The organism is Lysobacter tyrosinilyticus (genome assembly GCF_054779815.1).
On record NZ_BAAGXN010000001.1, the window covers coordinates 489,072 to 508,212 of the forward strand.

The following is a 19,141-nucleotide window of genomic DNA, read 5'->3' on the forward strand; positions in this document are numbered from 1 at the left end:
GTGGCAGGCGCGGGAGTATAGCCAGCGCTCCGCGCGCGCCAACCGTAGGCCGCCCGGGGTGTTCATCCTGTGTGCGGCGGCGATGGCGGTGGTCCGGCACCGCCAACGAAAAACGGGATGGCGGTAGCGCCCGCCATCCCGTCCCGGATTGCCCTCGCGCTTACTTCGCCTTCTGCGCCGGTACGAACTCCTCGCGCACCGCCTTGGCCAGCAGGGCCGGTGGCAGCAGGCCCTGGTCGAGCAGGAAGTCGTTGAAGGCCTTGCGGTCGAACTTGTCGCCCAGGGTCAGCTCGGTTTCCGCACGCAGCTGCATGATCCGCGAATAGCCGTAGAAGTAGCTGCCGGCCTGGCCCGGCGACTGCACCGTATAGCGGTCGACTTCCTGCCGCGCCATCGCCTTCGAATACCCGACCTTTTCGGTCAGCACCTTGAACACGGTGTCGCGGTCGGTCAGGCCGAGATTGACCATCGGATCGAGCATCGCGCGCGCCGCACGCAGCAGGCGGAACTGCAGCGCGATCAGCTGGCCTTCCTGCGGCTCGTAGGGAACCATCTCGGCTTCCGCGTACAACGCCCAGCCTTCGACGTTGACCGAATTGAACGCGTACAACGTGCGTGCCAGCGACACGCCGCGTTCGACCATCGCGGTGAACTGCAGCTCGTGGCCGGGACGGCCCTCGTGCGCGGTCAGCGTCCAAGCGGCGGCGGGATAGTTGAAGTCGTCGTACGGGCCGTCGGCGCCCGCATTGGGATTGCTCAACGGCAGCACGAAGGTGCCCTGCTGGCCGGTGTTGCCGACCAGCGGCGCGGGCACCATGTGCGGCGCGGGCTGCGCCGCGTTCTCCGCCGGCGTGCCCAGGCGCATCTGCATCGGCCGCTGCGGCAGGGCTACCACCCTGTTCGCCGCGATCAGCCGATCGAGTTCGGGGATCACCACGTTGCGGTAGTGCGGCTCGACCTCATCGTCCTTGAGCTGCGGATGCTTGAGCTCCCTGATCACGCCGATGTAATCGGTCGACTTCAGGCCCTTGGCCTTGGCCACCAGCGGCGCGAGCTGTTGCATGGCATTGCGGGTTTCCATGAACTCCAGTTGCGCGCGCTCGATCAGCACGCGTGGATCGATATCGATGCCGTAGCCCTTCAACTGCAGCGAGTACAGCTCGTCGGGAAGCTTGTAGTCGGTGCGCGCGGTCGGCAGCACGTTTGCCTTCGACCAGGCGGCGTACTCGTCGAGCTGCTTGTCCATCGCATCGAGCGCGGCGGCAGCTTCGCCGTCGAGCTTGTACTTGGCGAACAGCTCGCGGATGCCTTGTTGGTAGGTCTTCAGATTGTCGAGCGACTGCTGCACTTCGATCTGCGTCGGCTGCAGCAGGGTCTTGTCGTTGCGCTCCTCGTAACGCTGGCGCGCCAGCGTCGCAAGCGGCGTGGTGCCGGCGGTCATGCCGACGTAACGCTGCAGGCGCTGCACCGCCTTGGCGCGGCGCTCCTGCGGGGTCTGGTCGGACAGAAGCGACTGGATGCCCTGGAAGATCACCTGGCCCGAATCGAGCCACGGACGGACGAGGCGTTCGTTCACCTCGCTGGCCTTGATCTGGTCATCCGCGGCCTGCAACAGGATCGCGACGTCCTGCTTCACGTTTGAATCGGCTTCCTTCGCCGACTTCGCGATCAGCGCGGCCTTGGCCTTGGCCGTGGCATCGCGGAAGCGCTTCGCATAGCCCGGGCCGTAGTCGAACACCTGGTCGTCGAAGCCGGGCACGCCGAAGAACGACACCTGCTCGGGCTGGAACGGCGCCTGCGCGAGGATCAGGATCTGGGTGTATTCGTTGCTCTTGGCGACCCAGTCCGATGCGGGTTTCGCGGTGGGCTTGGCCGGCGCGGTTTTCGCCGCTGGGGTCTTGGCTGCCGATGCTGCCGATGGTGCAAGCAGCGCCAGGGAAAGTGCTGTTGAGATCGCAAGAACGAGAGGCTTGGTCATGACCGTGTCCGGGATGGGATGGGGGCAGCATCTCGCGGGCAGGCTCCACGGCCATGCGCCGAAGGTCACGCCAACCCAACAATTAATGTCCGTTCGCGCCAGCTCGGCGCGAAGAGCCGCGCTTCTAGGCGGAACCTTTGCTTCGGCAGTGCAACTTACGACGCACCGCGGCGACCCGTCTGAGCATCAGCGCAGCAGCATCGGCGAAGGCTGCTGCGAGTGAGGACTGAGCTCATGCGCATGTGACTGCAATCCCAGCAACGTCCGCGCGAACACGTCGGCCGGCATGGGCTTTCCGAGCAGGTAGCCCTGAAGTACATCGCAACGTAGCAGGCGCAGCAGCTTCGCCTGCTCCTGGTCCTCGACACCTTCGGCCACGACCTTGAGCGACAGCGAATGCGCCAAACCGATGATGTTGGTGACCAGTGCCATGGTCTCCGGGCTCTCGGTAATCAGGGCGACGAAGGAGCGATCGATCTTGATCTCGTCGGAAGGCAGCCGGGCCAAATAGTTCAGTGACGAGTAGCCGGTGCCGAAGTCGTCGATCGAGACCCCGCAACCCAAGTCGCGCAGCGCATCCAGCACATGCATGCTGTGCTCGATGTCATCGACCAGGACGCTCTCGGTGATCTCGATGTCGAGCGGCTGGTCGCCGACGTGCGGGATCAACAGCTCGCGACAGTTGTCGAGGAAGCCGCTGAAGCGCAGCTCCTGCGCGGACACGTTCACCGCGATACGCAGCCCGGGGTGCAGCTCACGCCACTTCAGTGCCGTGCGCAGCGCCTCGCGCATCGCCCAGTTCCCGGCCTGCACGATGAGCCCGCTTTCCTCCAGCACGCCGATGAATTCGCCGGGGGCCAGCACGCCGCGCTGCGGATGGCGCCAGCGCAGCAGCGCCTCGGCGCCGATCAGCGTCTGTGAGGCGGCGTTGTACTTCGGCTGATAGTGCAGCTCGAACTGGTTGCCGTCGATCGCCGCACGCAGCTCGTGTTCCAGCTCCAGGCGCCGGGCCGCGCGCCCGCGTAGTTCGTCGCCGAAGGCATACACCAGCTGCTTGCGCCGCTGGCCTTCCAGTAGTGCTGCGGCAGCGTTGTGTTCCAGTGCTTCGGGATCTTCGCCAAGTTGGGCCAGGACGTAACCCGCGCGCAGGTCGATGCGGGCCTCGCTGCGCTCGATCAGGAAAGGCTCGCGGCGGATGCTGTCGAGGACTTCGCTCAGACGGCTGGTTTCGTCTTCGCTATTGCCTGTAGCGCTCCTGGCGATCGCGAATGTATCGGCTTCCAGATGGGCCACGATGGCCTGGTCGCCCATGAACTGGCGAAGGCGCTGCCCGAGTTCCCGCAGCAGGCAATCGCCGAAGCTGCGGCCGTGCGATTCGTTGATCGCGGAGAAGCGATCGACATCGGTCAGCGCGACCATCATCGGTCCGCGGTTCAACCGTGCACGCAGCAGGTTCTGGAACGAGGCGCGATTGGGCAGGCCGCTGATCGGGTTGTGGTAGGCCAGGTATTCGAGCTGCTCGCCCTTGGAAATGAATTCCACGGCGAAGTCGATTTCGTCGGACAGTCGCTCGAACAGCGCGATCTCTTCCACGCCGAAACTCTGGGGCTCGGCGGCGTACAGTCCCAGTGCGGCCCAGGCCGGCTCGCCGATGGGGAGCACCGCCTGGGCCGCGATACCGGCCGACTGCCAGGTCTCGCGTGCCCATGCCGGCACCACCGAATACGTGCCCAAGTCGGAAATCAGGGTCGCGGTGTGGTGGTTGAGCGCGCGTAGGGCAGGGGCCCAGTGCGCCGCGTCTTCGAGGTTGTTGCGCGCGTGGCGACTTACGGCCGCCACCGCTGCGAGGGCTTCGGCGTCGCCGTGTTGGCTGACCATCGTGACGCCACCGTCGTCGGTATGACGGATGCACGCGGCCAGGAAGCCGCCCTGTTCGACCGCCACGCGGCACGCAGCATCGAGCACGCCCTGGCGGGTGCCGGCACGGAGCACGGCATTGCCCAGCGCACTGAGTACGGCGTGCAGGCGCGCGAGGTGACGGATGCGGCCTTCCTGGGCCAGATGCGCGGTCACGTCGCGATTGAGTCCGCGGAATCCGATCGTCCGGCCTTCGCCATCGCGCAATGGCGTGCCGGTGCTTTCGAGAATGCGATGACTACCGTCCCGATGCAGGAAGCGGAAGCGCAGGTTCTGCCAGGGCGCGGCCCCATCGGCATCCTGGAACATGGCCGCCGCCGCGGCGCGGTCTTCGGCGGGCAGCAGACTGGCCCATGCGATCCCGGCGACCTGCGCCTGGCTGAGCCCTAGGATCGGTTCGACTGCTGGGTTGCTGTAACTCAGGTTTCCGGTGCGGTCGGCTTCCCAAATCCAGTCCTGGCTGCTTTCCACGATGCTGCGGAAGCGCTCCTCGCTCTCGCGCAGGGCGCGCTCCATCCGCTCGCGCTCGCTGCGCTCGTGCGCTGCACGCAGGGCCCGCTCGACCGCGGGCGGCAGCCGGCGCAGATTCTCCTTGAGCACGTAGTCGGCCGCGCCGCGTTGCAAGGCATCGATCGCTACGTCTTCGCCGATGGTGTTGGAGACGAACACGAAGGGAATCTGCGGTGCCATCTCGCTGGCCAGCTCGAGGGCGTCGTGGCCACTGAAGCCTGGCATCGTGAAGTCGCTGAGAATCACGTGCGGCACGAATTCCTCGATGGCCGCGCGCAGCTTGAAAGCGCTGTCGACGCGCCGGAACTCGAGTTCGGCGCCGAGCCTGCGCAGTACATGCGCGATCAGCTCGGCATCGGCAGCCGAATCCTCGACGAGCAGTATCTTGAGCGGGCTTGGCAGGGTCATGGTCCGACAGGTGTCTGATTGGCGATCATCCAGTACATGCCGATCTGGGCGATGCGCTCGGCGAATTCGGAAAAATCCACGGGTTTGACCACATAGCTGTTCACTCCGAGCCCGTAGCTCGCGAGCAGGTCTCCTTCTTCGCGCGACGAGGTCATCATGACGATCGGGATCGAGCGCGTATGCTGGTCTGACTTGATCACTTCCAGCAGCTGCAGTCCGTCCATGCGCGGCATCTTGAGGTCGAGCAGTACGAGCTTTGGGAAGCCGTTGGTGCGGGTGGCGTAGTCATTGCGGCAGTTCAGCCAGTCCAGCGCTTCCACGCCGTCGCGCACCCATTCCACGTTGTTGGCGATGCCGCGCCGCTTGAGCGTGCGCAGCGTCATCTCCGCGTCGGCGGCGGAGTCTTCCACCAGAAGAATTTCGACTTGCTGATATCCATTCATGCGAGAGTCCTGGGTCAGGTAACGGGAAGTTCAAATACGAATTCGGCGCCGCGGCCGGGTTCCGACTTGGCCGAAACGCGACCGCGATGGCGCGCGATGATGCGCTGCACGATCGCCAGGCCCACGCCGGTGCCTTCGAAATCGTCCTGCGAGTGCAGGCGCTGGAACACGCCGAAGAGTTTGTCGGCGTAACGCGGGTCGAAGCCAACGCCGTTGTCGCGCACGCGATAGCGCACTACGTCGGCATCGCGCTCGCCGTCGATGCGAATCACTGCACCCGAACCGCGTGGCGCGCTGTACTTCACGGCGTTGGAAAGCAGGTTGGTCCAAACCTGACGGAGCAGCACCGGATCGCCAAGGGCCTTGGGAAGCGGTGCGACATCGATACGCGCCTGTCGATTCGGGATCGCGCCGGGCGCGCCCAAAGCGGAAGCCACGATCGCGTTCATGTCGATTTCGATCGGCGTCATCATCTGCCGGCCCAGGCGCGAGAACGCCAGCAGATCATCGATCAGCGTGCCCATGCGACGCGAGCTGGCAGTGATCTCGTCGATATATCGCAACAACGAGGGATCCAGCTGCTTTCCTGCTTCCTCGCGCAGGATCTGCGCATAGCCGCCCATGTGCCGCAGCGGAGCGCGCAGATCGTGGGAAACGCTGTAGCTGAACCCTTCCAGCTCGCGGTTGGTCTCGGCCAGCTGCTCGGTCTGCAGGGTCAGTTCCGTATTGAGCTTGCGGATCGCATCCTCCGCCTGCTTGCGCTCGGTGATGTCCTGGAGGAAGGCGTTGAAGCTGATGTGGTCGCCCGACCGGATCGGCCAGATGGTCAGCTCGATCGGAAATTCGCGGCCGCTGCGGTCGAGCGCGCTGATCTCGATGCGGCGATTGAGCACCGGGCCGTGACCGGTGGCGATGTAGTTCGCCATGCCGTCGCGATGCGCGGAGCGGTAGCGTTCGGGAATGAGGAGGTCAGAAAGCAGGCCGCCGAGTGCCTCCTCGCGGCTCCAGCCGAGCATGCGCTCGGCCTGCGCGTTCCAGTCTTCGATTCGGCCGCCGCGGTCGATGGCGATGAAGGCATCGGATGCGGTTTCGATGATCGCGCGCGTGCGTTGTTCGCTCAGAAGCAGGCGCTCATGGGCGAGTTCGTGCTCGGTCACGTCCTGGGCGAGCGCGACGAAGCCGCGTAGCTCACCATCCGGATCGCGTACCGCGGATACCGCGAGTTGCACTCGCAAGCGGCTGCCGTCGCGACGTACGAACGTCCAGCGCCCCACATCAGTACCGCCGCGCCGTGCTTTGGCGACCAGGACTTCGTAGCCGGGGGGCACCGGCGTATCGAGTTCTTCGGTCAGTTCGAGTGCGCGCGATCCTATTTCGGATTCGAGATGGAACACATCGAGCGTGCGTTGGCCGGTCAGCTCCTTCGGGTCGTAGCCGAGGGTTTCCCGCGCGGCCTGGTTGAACACCGTGATGACGCCCTGCGGATCGACGGCGATCATCATCAGGCCCGCGCTGTCGAGGATCGCGCGTTGCAGCGCGTCCGAGCGGGCAAGCGCGCCACGCAGCGTTTCGCCGTGCCGGTTCTGCATCCATAGCGCCACGCCGCAAGCCAACATCAGAAGCAAGGCGATGGCGGAGCCCAGGCTCAGGATGTCGTTGAAGCGACGCGCGCTGGCGTCGGCTTCCGTCGTATAGCGCACCAGCCGCTGTTGTTCCGCATCGCGCAGAGTGTTCAGGCGTTGGCGAATGGTCTCGAAGCCGGCGCTGCCGTATTGATCGAAGGCGCTGCGCGCGGCAGACAGGCCCTGATTCTCGGCAATGGCCGACGTGACGAGCATGCGCGAGTGCCGTTGCTCGATGGCCTGGTCAGCCGCGTCGATCCGTGATGTCTGGGCACCATCGTGGCGGAGCAGGCCACGCAGCTGGGCGACGGCCTGGAGCGATTGGGCATAACTGGTTTCACGCGAGCGCAGCAGATCGGGCGCGCCCGTGATCAGATAACCGCGCTGGTCCGCCTCGGTGCGGGTGACCAGAGTTTCCAGTTGCTGGACGCCACTCAGTACCCGACCGGTGTGGCTCAGGAACTCGCGCATGGCCTCGGCCCGGCGCGCGGAGCGCGAGGCCTGCAGAATCATGAAGGTAAGCGCCAGCAACGCCAGTACGAAACCGACGCTCCAGATCCATTGGCGCCACGGATTTCGGCGGCTTGTCACGGCTTCCTGCATCGTGCCCCTTCCTGGGTTACACGGCTTTCCGACGGACGTGCGGACAATCCGCAGCCTAAGCCCGTCTGGGGCCGGGCCGCCAGTGCGGCCGGTACCGGCGGATTCCCGCATGGGAGCCCGCCACTACCGGCTTGAACCTTACGGAGCGGGTTTCAGGCAGCGCGTGAAGAAGGCTTCGCTGATCTTCAACCGGTGCAGCAGGTCGACACCCTTGAGGCCATGCTTGGCCCCGGGGTAGGTCATCAGTTCGAACGGCTGGCCGCGCTTCTGCAACGCACTCATCAACGCCGTAGAGTTGGAGAACAGCACGTTGTCGTCGGCCATGCCGTGGATCAACAGCAGCTTCGAGCTCAGGCCATCGATGTGCTGCAGCACGCGGCCGTCGCGGTAACCGTCGGGATTGGCGGCTGGCAGGTTCATGTAGCGCTCGGTGTAATGGGTGTCATACAGACCCCAGTCCGTGACCGGCGCGCCAGCGATACCACAAGCGTACTGATCGCTGGCCTTTGCCAGCAGCATCAGGGTCATGTAGCCGCCGTTGGACCAGCCATGCACGCCGATATGGTGTCCGTCGACCCACGGCTGCGCCTTCAGCCACTTGATGCCTTCGAGCTGATCGGCGACTTCGACCGTGCCTTGCTTGCCGTACAGCGCGCCACCGAAGGCGGCACCTCGGCGCGGCGTGCCGCGGTTGTCGAGCGAGAACACGACATAGCCCTGCTGCGCGAGGTACTGGTTGAACCAATGATCACCGCGTCCGGGCCAGCTGCGCGTCACCGTCTGCGAAGCGGGACCGCCGTAGACATAGACCACGACCGGATAGCGTTTCGAAGGATCGAAGCCCTCCGGCTCGATCAGGCTGTAGTGCAGCGTGGTCTTGCCATCGGCGGCGGTGAGCGTGCCGAACTCCTGCGGCCGCTGCGCGGCGCGGTACTTCGCGTAGGGATGCTGCGGATCGCGGATGTCGTTTTGCAGCAAGGTCGCCAGCAATGCGCCGTCGTTGCGGAACAGTTGCAGTTGCGGCGGCGTGTCAGGCGTGGACCAGTTGTCGACGTAGACGCTGGCGTTGCTGGCGAACGTCGCCTTATGCACGCCGTCGGGCTTCGACAGACGCTCGATCGCGCCACCATGCAGCGGCACGCGGTACACCTGCACATCCAGCGGCGAATCCTTGCCGGCGCTGAAGTAGACATAGCCGGCGGCTTCGTCGACCGCGAGTACCGAATCAACCGGCCAGTCGCCCCAGGTCAGTGCGGTCGCGTGGCCCTTCGCGTCGAACACGTAGAGATGTTCGAAGCCGGTGTGCTCCGAGGACCACAGCAGGCCGCCGTCCTTGAGGAAGCGCAGGTCGTTATGCAGCGGTACCCAGGTCTTGCTGGTCTCGGTGAGCAGCACGCGCTGCTTGCCCGAGCCGAGGTCGGTTTCGATCAGCTCCAGCTTCTTCTGATCGCGCGTCTGGCGCTGGAACGTGAGGTGTTGCGGATCGCGCCAGTCGACGCGGGCCAGATAGATGTCGGCATTGCTGCCCAGCTCGACCCAGCGCGGTTGCGCACCGGCACGCGGCGCGATCGTGCCCAGCTGGATCAGCACATTGCGATCGCCGGCCGCCGGGTAGCGCTGCTCGACCACTTCGGTGCGATCCGGATACACCTCGTAGCGCTTCTGCACTGGCACCGGCGATTCGTCGATGCGGGCGAAGGCGATGGCGGAGTCGTCCGGCGCCCACCAGTAACCGGTGTGGCGATCCATTTCCTCGTCGGCGACGAATTCGGGCACGCCATTGCCGATGGTGGCGCTGCTGTCGCGGGTGAGCTGGATCTGTTTGCCCGAAGCGAGATCGATCACCCACAGGTTGCGATCGCGGATGAAACTGACGAAGCCGCCCCTGGGAGAGATCTTCGGATCGGTGGCGAAGCCTTCGCCATGGGTGAGCTGACGCACCGCGTCCTTGCCGGACTTGGCCAGGTCGTAGAGGTAGAGCTCGCCGCCAAGCGGAAACAGCAGCGTTTTGCCATCGGGCGACCACTGGTATTCGATGATGCCGCTGAGCGAGGCGGTGCGCGCGCGCTCGCGACGGGCCTTTTCGGCATCGCTGAGCACTTCCTCGCCCGGCAGGACCACGTTGCTGTCGACCAGCAGCTGCGTGGCGCCGGTGGCGACGTCGAAGGCCCACAGGTCGAGCCGATTCTTGTTGTCGGCCTTGCCGCGCAGGAAGGTCACGCGGCTGCCATCGGGCGCGATCTGCGGCTTCTCCAGGCTCGGCCCGGACAGTGGTGCGTCGCCGGCGATGGCTTCGAGCGTGAGCTTGCTCTGCGGAGCCGCGAGGGGTCTTTGGGGTGGGGTCTGAGAGTGGGCGCTCATAGCGAACGTGACGGCGGCGACGAAAGCGGGCCAGCGCATGGGCGCATGCTCCGGTGAGTGGGTAGGATGGCGATTCTAGGGGCGCTGCCTACGCTTTGTAGAGCGGAGCTTGCTCCGCTGCTTTCCGGGTTCGTGGCGTTGTCGTGGAAAGCGGCAGCGGAGCAAGCTCCGCTCTACAAGGCAGGGTCGGTCCGGTCATCGGAGTACTCGCATGCAATGGATGATCTACGGCGCCAATGGCTATACCGGCCGCCTGATCGCCGCCGAAGCCGTCAAGCGTGGCCTGCAGCCGATGCTGGCCGGGCGTAATGAAGCCGAGGTGCGCGCGCTGGCCGAAGAGCTGGGGCTGCGCTGGCGCGCATTCACGCTCGATCTCCCCAGTGCCGTCACCGAGGGCCTGCGCGGCATCGATCTGGTGCTGCATTGCGCGGGCCCGTTCTCGGCCACGAGTGCGCCGATGCTGGAAGGCTGCCTGGCCACACGGACGCATTACCTCGATATCACCGGCGAGATCGACGTGTTCGCGTACTGCCACGCGCAGCATGTTCGCGCGCAGGAAGCCAGCATCGTGGTCACGCCCGGCGTCGGCTTCGATGTCGTGCCCAGCGATTGCCTGGCCGCGCAGCTGCATCGCGATTGCCCGTGGGCGACGTCACTGGTGCTCGGCTTCGACGCCGGTGGGGGCTTCAGCCCGGGTACCGCGAAGACCAGCGTGGAAGGCCTTGGCAATGGTGGTCGCGTGCGCGAGAACGGCGTGCTCAAGCGCGTGCCGCTGGCCTGGAAGACACGCACCTTCACCCGTGACGGCGCCGATCGCACGGCCATGACGATTCCGTGGGGCGATGTGTACACGGCGTTCGTCAGCACCGGAATTCCCGACATCGAGGTCTACACCACGGCCTCGCCCAAGACCATTGCGCGCATCCGACGCCTGCGCCTGCTCGGACCGCTGCTGCGCACGCAGTTCGTGCAGCGCTGGCTCAAGCGTCGGGTCGAACGTAGCGTGAAAGGTCCGGATGCCGCCACGCGCGAGAACACACAGGCGTACTTCTGGGGCGAGGTGCGCGGTCATGGACGCGCGCAGGTGCGCCGCATGGTCACGCCCAATGGCTACGCGCTCACGGTGACGTCGGCACTGGGCATCGTGCAGTGTTTCGTCGACAACCCCGCGCCCGCCGGCGGCTACTACACGCCATCGCAGTTGATGGGGCCGGATTACGTGCTCGAATTGCCGGGTGTGGCGATTGAAAGTCCGCAATGAGTTTTGACTTTGCAGGGCGCATCGGCCGCCGTTACGCTGCGGCCTCTTGATTTGAGCCCTGAGTCCCGATGTCCGACGTCCGTTCCGATGCCCGCCTCAATCCGCTGCCCGCGCTGATCTTCTCCTCGCGCTGGCTGCAGCTGCCGCTGTACCTGGGCCTGATCGTCGCGCAGGGTGTCTACGTCGTCCTGTTCGGCAAGGAACTGTGGCACCTGATCCACGAGACGCCGCGCCTGAGCGAACAGGACATCATGCTGATCGTGCTCGGCCTGATCGACGTGGTGATGATTTCCAACCTGCTGATGATGGTGATCGTCGGCGGTTACGAAACCTTCGTCTCGCGGCTGCGCCTGGAAGGCCATCCTGATCAGCCCGAGTGGTTGAGCCACGTCAACGCCAGCGTGCTCAAGGTAAAGCTGGCGATGGCGATCATCGGCATCTCCTCGATCCACCTGCTCAAGAGCTTCATCGAAGCGGGCATGATCGACGGCCTGCCGCTGTGCAGCTCGATCGCCGGCATTGAAGCGGTGAAGGCGATGCAGCCGCTGATCGATGCGGGCGGCAAGAGCATCAAGGCCTGCACGTCGGTCACGTCCATCGGCGTGATGTGGCAGACGATCATCCACGGCCTGTTCATCCTGTCGGCGATCGGCATCGCCTACACCGACAAGTTGATGACCGCTACTACCAGCCGGCGCGAGCACACCGCGCATTGAGGCTGCGGATCAGCGCCGTCCCATCACCGCGCGGCGCAGCCGCACTGCGGCCACATCGTCGGAAAGCCGTAGTTCGCCGGTGTCGGCTTCGCTGAGGCCCAGCGCCGCATAAGTCGAGTCCAGGGACGGGAAGCTGCGCGCGGCGACGTAGCTTCGGTACAGCGCAGCGAACCGCTCGCCGCCGGCGATGCGATCTAATCGCGCGACGAAGTCTTCGGGCGCGACTTCGCCGCCGCCTTGTAGGCAGCAATCGGAATAGCGCGCCAGCACGTTGTCCAGGCTGCTGCCCGCACGGCGCAGGGCCAGGTCCATCTCCAGCCAGTACGCGGCGCCGGCCCAATACACCCGCATCGTGCCGCGATGACTGCGGCTGAGCTCGTCCAGGCGCAGGCCGCTCCCTTCAGCGCGCCCACGACCGAAGCCGCCATCCAGCCGCCGCCAGGCTTCCGCTTCATCCAGCAGGCCGCTGCGCGCGCGCAGCACGTTCTGGTAGTAGCTCGCCAGGCCTTCCGCGAGCCAGCGCCCATCGTCGCCCAGGTAGGGATGGAACAGATGCGACAACTCATGCACGGCGGTCCAGTCCGCGCGTAGCTCCTCCATCGTGGCGCCCTGGCGCACGTACAGCAGCACGGCAACCCTGCCGCTGCGCTCGGTCTGTCCCCAAGGCACGGGGCTGCGGCTGCGGCTACGGACTTCCTCGACCCGCACAGTGGCCTCGCGCAGGGGGAGCCGACCGTAGGCGGTCAATGTGGCCTCGGCGGTTTCTGCGAGCCAGCGACGCAACTCCGCGCGGCGCTGGTCGTCTTCGACGCCGACGAATTCGACATGCAGGGAATGGTTGCCGGTGTGCAGCAATTCGTCGTTCTCGCGCGCATGGGTGCGCAGAGCGTCCGCTCCGTGTGCCGCGCCGGCCGCTGCCAGCGCTGGGGCGAGCAGCAAGCGCGCGAATGAGGTCGGCCAGGGCAGGGGCATGCCGAAACGATGGCGCCGCAGCCCGAAATGTGGCGTGACTGGCGCGAAGAACATTGGAAATGCCGATTCTCAGCCTGCGACACGCCCGCCCGGTAGAATGCCGGCATGGATGTTTCGTATTTGCTCGACGCGCTGAACCCCGCCCAGCGCGAGGCCGTCAGCGCACCGCCGGGCCACTTTCTCGTTCTCGCGGGTGCCGGTTCCGGCAAGACCCGCGTGCTCACCCACCGCATCGCCTGGCTCAATGAAGTCTTCGGCGTGCCGCCGCACGGCATCCTGGCGGTGACCTTCACCAACAAGGCCGCCGGCGAGATGCGGGCGCGTGCCGAACACCTGCTGCGCCACGGCGCGCGCGGGCTGTGGATCGGCACCTTCCACGGCATCGCCCACCGCCTGCTGCGCCTGCACTGGCAGGAGGCGAAGCTGCCCGAAGGCTTCCAGGTGCTCGACAGCGACGACCAGCTGCGTCTGGTCAAGCGCGTGGTGCAGCAGCTGGAGCTGGACGACACGCGCTTCCCGCCGCGCCAGATCGTGTGGTGGATCAACGCGCAGAAGGACGAAGGCCGTCGCCCGCAACACATCCAGCCCGAACGCAACGACGACTGGCAGGACGTGATGCAACGCTGCTACGCGCTCTACCAGGAGCGCTGCGATCGCGCCGGCCTGGTCGACTTCGCCGAGCTGCTGTTGCGCGCGCACGAACTGTTGCGCGACAACCCGGCGTTGCTGGCGCATTACCGCCATCGCTTCCGCGAGATCCTGGTTGACGAATTCCAGGACACCAACGCCATCCAGTACGCCTTCGTGCGCGTGCTGGCGGGCGATACCGGCCATGTATTCGTGGTCGGCGACGACGACCAGTCGATCTACGGCTGGCGCGGCGCCAAGGTCGAGAACATGCAGCGGTTCCTACGCGACTTCCATGACGCGCAGACCATCCGCCTGGAGCAGAACTACCGCTCCACCAGCACCATTCTCGATGCGGCCAACGCGGTGATCGCGCACAACCCGGATCGGCTTGGCAAGAAGCTATGGACCGACACCGGTCACGGCGATCCCATCGACATGTATGCCGCCTACAACGAAATGGACGAGGCGCGCTTCGTGGTCGAACGCATCCGTCAGTGGGTACGCGATGGCGGCGATTACGGCGATGTCGCGATCCTTTATCGCAGCAACGCACAATCGCGTGCATACGAAGAAGTGCTGCAGGAAGAGCCGAAGATCCCGTTCCGCGTCTACGGCGGCATGCGCTTCTTCGAGCGCGCCGAAATCAAGGATGCACTGGCTTACATGCGTCTGATCGCTTCGCGCGTGGACGATGCCGCGTTCGAACGCAGCGTCAACACGCCGGCGCGCGGGATCGGCGATCGCACCCTGGAAGAAGTGCGCAAGCGCGCTCGTGCCGACGGTGTCGCGTTGTGGGAGGCGGCCCGCAGCATCACCGGCGATAACACGCTGGCGGCCCGTGCGCGCAACGCGCTGGCGGGCTTCCTGCTGCTGATCGAGGACCTGGCCAACGAAGTCGATGCCAAGCCGCTGCCGGACAAGATCGACCACGTGCTGGGCCGTTCCGGCCTGCGCGAGCATTACGCGAACGAATCGCGCGGGCAGCTGGATTCGCGCACCGACAACCTCGACGAGCTGGTCTCGGTGGCTTCGCGCTTCACCGGCCGCGAGGACGAGGAAGAGGCCGCGGCGATGCCGGAACTGGTCGCCTTCCTCAGCTATGCCGCGTTGGAAGCGGGCGAAGGCCAGGCCCAGGCGGGCGAGAACAGCGTGCAGCTGATGACCCTGCACAGCGCGAAGGGTCTGGAGTTTCCGCTGGTGTTCCTGGGTGGACTGGAGGAGGGCCTGTTCCCGAGCATGAAATCCGCAGAAGAGTCCGGGCGCGTCGAGGAAGAGCGTCGCCTGGCCTACGTCGGCATCACCCGCGCGCGACAGAAGCTGGTGCTCAGCTACGCGGAAACGCGGCGCATCCACGGTATGGACATGTACGGCACGCCGTCGCGATTCCTGCGCGAAATTCCTGCTGCACTGCTGCATGAAGTGCGACCCAAGGTGCAGGTGTCGCGGCCGGTGTATGCCTCCACGCCGCGCCGTGACTTTGGTCACGCCACGATCGAAGTGGCGGCGTTCCGGCTCGGCCAGGACGTCATGCATCCCAGCTACGGTCGCGGCGTGGTCACCGATTTCGTCGGCAGTGGCGCTTATGCCAACGTGCAGGTGAACTTCGAAAGCGCCGGAAGCAAGTGGCTGAAGCTGGCTTCGTCCAACCTGCAGCCGGCCTGAAATCCATTTCAACGGCGACGGATCGCCGCCATCCGTCGCCACGCCCGCAAAAAAACCGAAAAAAGTGCAAAAAGATGCTTGGCGTCGCGGCTTTTGTGCCCTACATTCCGCTTGCCGAGGGGTTTTTCCAGGCATACCTCAAACCAACTCTCCATCCGGGGGATATACAAAAATGGCGAAGAAGAAAGCTGCTCCGAAGAAGGCCGCCGCCAAGCCGGCCGCCGTCAAGCCGATCAAGGAAGTACTGGGCAAGTCCGGCCTGGTCGCTCACCTGTCCGAGACGACCGGTGTCGTCGCCAAGGACGTGCGTGCGATCCTGGGCGCGCTGGAAGGCGCGGTGCACGCTTCGGTCAGCAAGAAGGGCGCAGGCGCCTTCACCCTGCCGGGCCTGCTGAAGATCAACGTGGTGAACGTGCCGGCCAAGCCGAAGCGCAAGGGCATCAACCCGTTCACCAAGGAAGAACAGTGGTTCGCTGCCAAGCCGGCCACCGTCAAGATCAAGGTCCGCGCGCTGAAGAAGCTCAAGGACGCTGCAGCCTGATCCTCGGATCATCTGCAAAAACAAGGCCCGCGAAAGCGGGCCTTGTTTTTTGGTGCGGCGCGAACTTTGGCAATGCCGCAGTTCCGCGATGCACGCCTTGTAGAGCGGAGCTCGCTCCGCTGCTTTTGCCTTGTAGATCCGAGCCTGTTCGGATCGCTCTTGCTCGCCGCGCAGGCCGGGCCGGGCAGGCACGGCGCTAAAGCACTGCAAAAGCAGCGGAGCAAGCTCCGCTCTACAAAGAAGATGGTGCTCGTTCTGGGCGCGCGGCTGCACTCAATTCCACTGGAACAGCTTCCACATCACCGGCGACACCGGGCCTTCGCCCTTGCTGCTGTCCAGGCGTCCGTCGCCATTGCTGTCGATGAGGTAGTACGGCGCCCCACGCTTGGGCGTGACCTTCACCACCTGTAGCTGGCCCTGCACGCGGTATTCGTCGATGCGGTCGCCATCGACCATGCGGGTGCTGACATCCGCGCCTTGCAGGCCGGCCGTAGGGTCGTCGCTCATTGTGGCGCAGGCGCCGAGGGAGAGCGCGAGCAGCAGAGGGGCAAAGGCGCGCATGGGAACGGTCCAGTCCGGAGGGCTGTGCGCAGCATACGCGTCCACGCGTGAGCCAGTCGCAACGACGACGATCTGGTCGGGCAGAACGTCACAGCATCGCCCGCGTAGAATTCCCGGCATGAAACGACTCGTCCTGATCGATGGTTCCAGCTACCTCTACCGCGCGTTCCACGCACTACCGCCGCTGACCAATGAAGCCGGCGAGCCGACCGGCGCGCTGTTCGGCGTGGTCAACATGCTGCGTGCGCACCTGAAGGAGCAGCCCGACTACATCGCCTTCGTGGTCGATGCCCCGGGGCCGACCTTCCGCGACGAGCTTTATCCCGAATACAAGGCCAATCGCCAGGCCATGCCCGACGATCTGCGCGCGCAGGTCGAGCCGATGTGCGAGATCGTGCAGGCGCTGGGCTTCCGGATCCTGCGCGTGGGCGGGGTCGAGGCCGACGACGTGATCGGCACGCTGGCCATCCAGGGCGCGGACGACGGCGTCGACGTGACGATTTCCACCGGCGACAAGGACTTCGCCCAGCTGGTCCGCCCCGGCATCACCCTGGTCAACACCATGAGCGGCAGCCGCTATGACGGTGACGCGGCCGTGGTCGAGAAATTCGGCGTGCGTCCGGCGCAGATCGTCGATTTCCTCGCCCTGATGGGCGACAGCGTCGACAACGTCCCCGGCGTGGAGAAGTGCGGGCCAAAGACCGCGGCCAAATGGCTGGGCGAATACGGCACGCTCGACGGCGTGGTCGCGCATGCGGCCGACATCAAGGGCAAGATCGGCGACAACCTGCGCGCCGCGCTTGGACGCCTGCCGCTGAATCGCGAGTTGGTCACGATCAAGACCGACGTGCCGCTCGATCATCGGCCACAGGATCTGATGCTGCAGCCGCGCGACACCGACGCGCTGCGCCGCCTGTACGCGCGCTACGGCTTCAAGCAGGCGTTGCGCGAACTCGAAGGTCCCGTCGCCGCCGGCGAGGAAGCCGACAAGATCAGCGTGCGCGGCACGGCCGCCGGTTATGCGCGCGGTGCCGCCGCGGCCGAGGCGATCGATCCGGCGCTGTCCGCACCCGGGCAGTACGAGTGCCTCCTCGACGAGGCGCAGCTGCAGGCGTGGATTGGGCGACTGCAGGCTGCCGAAGCCTTCGCCTTCGACGTCGAAACCGATTCGCTCGATCCGATGCGCGCGCAACTGGTCGGTATCAGCTTCGCGGTCGAACCCGGCCACGGCGCGTATCTGCCGCTGGGCCACAGCTATCCCGGTGCACCGATACAGCTGTCGAGCGACATAGTGTTGGCTGCGCTGAAGCCGCTGTTCACCGATCCGGGCAAGCGCAAGATCGCCCAGCACGGCAAATACGATCTACATGTGCTGCGTCGACACGGGATCGAAGTGCAGGGCTACGCGGACGATACGATGCTGGAGAGCTTCGTCTACAACGCGACGGCGACACGTCACGACATGGATTCGCTGGCCAAGCGCTATCTCGGCTACGACACGATCAAGTACGAGCAGGTGGCCGGCAAGGGCGCCAAGGCGATCTCGTTCAGTCAGGTCGCGCTGGACGATGCGACCCGTTACGCCGCCGAAGATGCCGACGTCACCCTGCGCCTGCATCGCGCGCTCGCGCCCAAGCTGGCCGCCGAGCCGGCGCTGGAACGCGTGTATCGCGAGATCGAAATGCCTCTGGTGCCGGTGCTGGAGCGCGTGGAAGCCAACGGCGTACTGATCGACGCCGACGAACTGCGTCGCCAATCCAACGACCTCGGCAAGCGCATGCTCGCCGCGCAGCAGAAGGCGACCGAGCTTGCCGGGCGCAGCTTCAGCCTGGATTCGCCCAAGCAGCTGGGTCAATTGCTGTTCGACGAATTGAAGCTGCCTGCGCTGGTGAAGACGCCCAGCGGCGCACCTTCGACGAATGAAGAGGCGTTGGAAGCGATCGCCGACCTGCACGAACTGCCGCGTGTGATCCTGGATTACCGCGGCCTGGCCAAGCTGCGCAGCACATACACCGACAAGTTGCCGGAGATGGTGAATCCGGAGACCGGGCGCGTGCACACCAGTTACCACCAGGCCGGCGCAGCCACCGGCCGGCTCGCTTCGAACGATCCCAACCTGCAGAACATCCCGATCCGCACCGACGACGGCCGCCGCATCCGCGACGCGTTCATCGCACCGGCCGGTCGCAAGATCGTGTCGTTCGACTATTCGCAGATCGAGCTGCGGATCATGGCGCACCTGTCGGAAGACGCCGGCCTGCTGCGCGCGTTCGAATCCGGTGCCGATATCCACCGTGCCACCGCCGCAGAAGTGTTCGGAAAAGCGCTCGAAGAAGTCAGTAGCAACGAGCGCCGCGCGGCCAAGGCGATCAACTTCGGCCTGATGTACGGCATGAGTGCCTTCGGTTTGGCACGCAATCTCGGCATCGCCCGCGGTGAAGCCCAGGACTACATCGCGCTGTACTTCTCGCGTTATCCGGGCGTGCGCGACTTCATGGAGCGCACCCGCCAGCAGGCACGCGATCGCGGCTACGTGGAGACCGTGTTCGGTCGCCGCCTGTATCTGGAAAACATCAGCGCCCGCAACCAGGGGCTGCGTGCCGGCGCCGAGCGCGCGGCGATCAACGCGCCGATGCAGGGGACCGCGGCGGACATCATCAAGCGGGCGATGGTCGATATCGATGGCTGGTTGTCATCGCATCGCAGTGATACCGGCGAAAGTCCCGCGCTGATGGTCTTGCAGGTGCACGACGAACTGGTGTTCGAAGTCGACGTGGGCTTCGTCGATACGCTGCTCGCGCAGGTGCCGGCACGAATGGCAGCGGCAGCGCTATTGCGGGTGCCGCTGGTAGTGGACAGCGGAGTGGGGGACAACTGGGGCCAGGCGCATTGAGCGCCTATTGAAACCGCTAACGACGTCGGGCGCTGACACCGGACGCCGAAAATAGGCACCTAA

At 65.4% G+C, this 19,141-nt stretch carries 12 protein-coding genes; 5 read left to right on the forward strand and 7 right to left on the reverse strand.

Annotated elements, in window-relative coordinates:
• Positions 1-160 precede the first annotated feature (160 nt).
• The 5 genes from ACYVGK_RS02100 to ACYVGK_RS02120 form a co-directional block, all read right to left on the reverse strand.
• Positions 161-1,978: a DUF885 domain-containing protein gene (locus ACYVGK_RS02100; protein ID WP_460731568.1), complete on the reverse strand. Its 1,818-nt coding sequence runs from the start codon at positions 1,976-1,978 to the stop codon at positions 161-163.
• 186 nt (positions 1,979-2,164) lie between these two features.
• Positions 2,165-4,813 carry a sensor domain-containing protein gene (locus ACYVGK_RS02105; protein ID WP_460731569.1) on the reverse strand — a complete coding sequence of 883 codons (2,649 nt, stop codon included), beginning with the start codon at positions 4,811-4,813 and terminating at the stop codon, positions 2,165-2,167.
• Positions 4,810-5,256, reverse strand: a complete 447-nt coding sequence (locus ACYVGK_RS02110; RefSeq protein WP_460731570.1) for a response regulator — start codon at positions 5,254-5,256, stop codon at positions 4,810-4,812. Before ACYVGK_RS02110 ends, ACYVGK_RS02105 begins: the two co-directional genes overlap by 4 nt.
• Before the next feature lie 14 nt (positions 5,257-5,270).
• Positions 5,271-7,481 (reverse strand): PAS domain S-box protein, encoded by a 2,211-nt coding sequence (locus ACYVGK_RS02115; protein WP_460731571.1) that lies wholly within the window; start codon positions 7,479-7,481, stop codon positions 5,271-5,273.
• Positions 7,482-7,619: 138 nt separating this feature from the next.
• Complete coding sequence (locus ACYVGK_RS02120) at positions 7,620-9,842, reverse strand: S9 family peptidase (protein ID WP_460732426.1); 2,223 nt, start codon at positions 9,840-9,842, stop codon at positions 7,620-7,622.
• 211 nt (positions 9,843-10,053) lie between these two features.
• Between ACYVGK_RS02120 and ACYVGK_RS02125 the strand changes: the two genes are divergently transcribed.
• On the forward strand, positions 10,054-11,103 hold the full coding sequence (locus ACYVGK_RS02125; protein WP_460731572.1) for a saccharopine dehydrogenase family protein: 1,050 nt from the start codon (positions 10,054-10,056) through the stop codon (positions 11,101-11,103).
• A gap of 68 nt (positions 11,104-11,171) precedes the next feature.
• Entirely contained in the window at positions 11,172-11,819 is a 648-nt protein-coding gene (locus ACYVGK_RS02130; protein WP_460731573.1) for a TIGR00645 family protein, read from the forward strand.
• Positions 11,820-11,828: 9 nt separating this feature from the next.
• Here ACYVGK_RS02130 and ACYVGK_RS02135 read toward each other — a convergent pair whose 3' ends face one another.
• The gene (locus ACYVGK_RS02135; protein WP_460731574.1) at positions 11,829-12,791 is read right to left on the reverse strand and encodes a M61 family metallopeptidase; all 963 of its coding nucleotides are present in this window, start codon (positions 12,789-12,791) and stop codon (positions 11,829-11,831) included.
• A gap of 105 nt (positions 12,792-12,896) precedes the next feature.
• On the opposite strand from ACYVGK_RS02135, the gene uvrD reads away from it, so the two are divergent.
• Together uvrD and ACYVGK_RS02145 are read left to right on the forward strand one after the other, a co-directional pair.
• Positions 12,897-15,083 carry a DNA helicase II gene (gene uvrD, locus ACYVGK_RS02140; RefSeq protein ID WP_460731575.1) on the forward strand — a complete coding sequence of 729 codons (2,187 nt, stop codon included), beginning with the start codon at positions 12,897-12,899 and terminating at the stop codon, positions 15,081-15,083.
• Positions 15,084-15,255: 172 nt separating this feature from the next.
• On the forward strand, positions 15,256-15,624 hold the full coding sequence (locus tag ACYVGK_RS02145; protein ID WP_187711007.1) for an HU family DNA-binding protein: 369 nt from the start codon (positions 15,256-15,258) through the stop codon (positions 15,622-15,624).
• Between the two features lie 273 nt (positions 15,625-15,897).
• Here the strand turns inward: ACYVGK_RS02145 and ACYVGK_RS02150 are convergent, their stop codons facing one another.
• On the reverse strand, positions 15,898-16,185 hold the full coding sequence (locus tag ACYVGK_RS02150; protein WP_460731576.1) for a DUF2782 domain-containing protein: 288 nt from the start codon (positions 16,183-16,185) through the stop codon (positions 15,898-15,900).
• Positions 16,186-16,303: 118 nt separating this feature from the next.
• On the opposite strand from ACYVGK_RS02150, the gene polA reads away from it, so the two are divergent.
• Positions 16,304-19,078: a DNA polymerase I gene (gene polA, locus ACYVGK_RS02155; RefSeq protein WP_460731577.1), complete on the forward strand. Its 2,775-nt coding sequence runs from the start codon at positions 16,304-16,306 to the stop codon at positions 19,076-19,078.
• Positions 19,079-19,141: the final 63 nt, after the last annotated feature.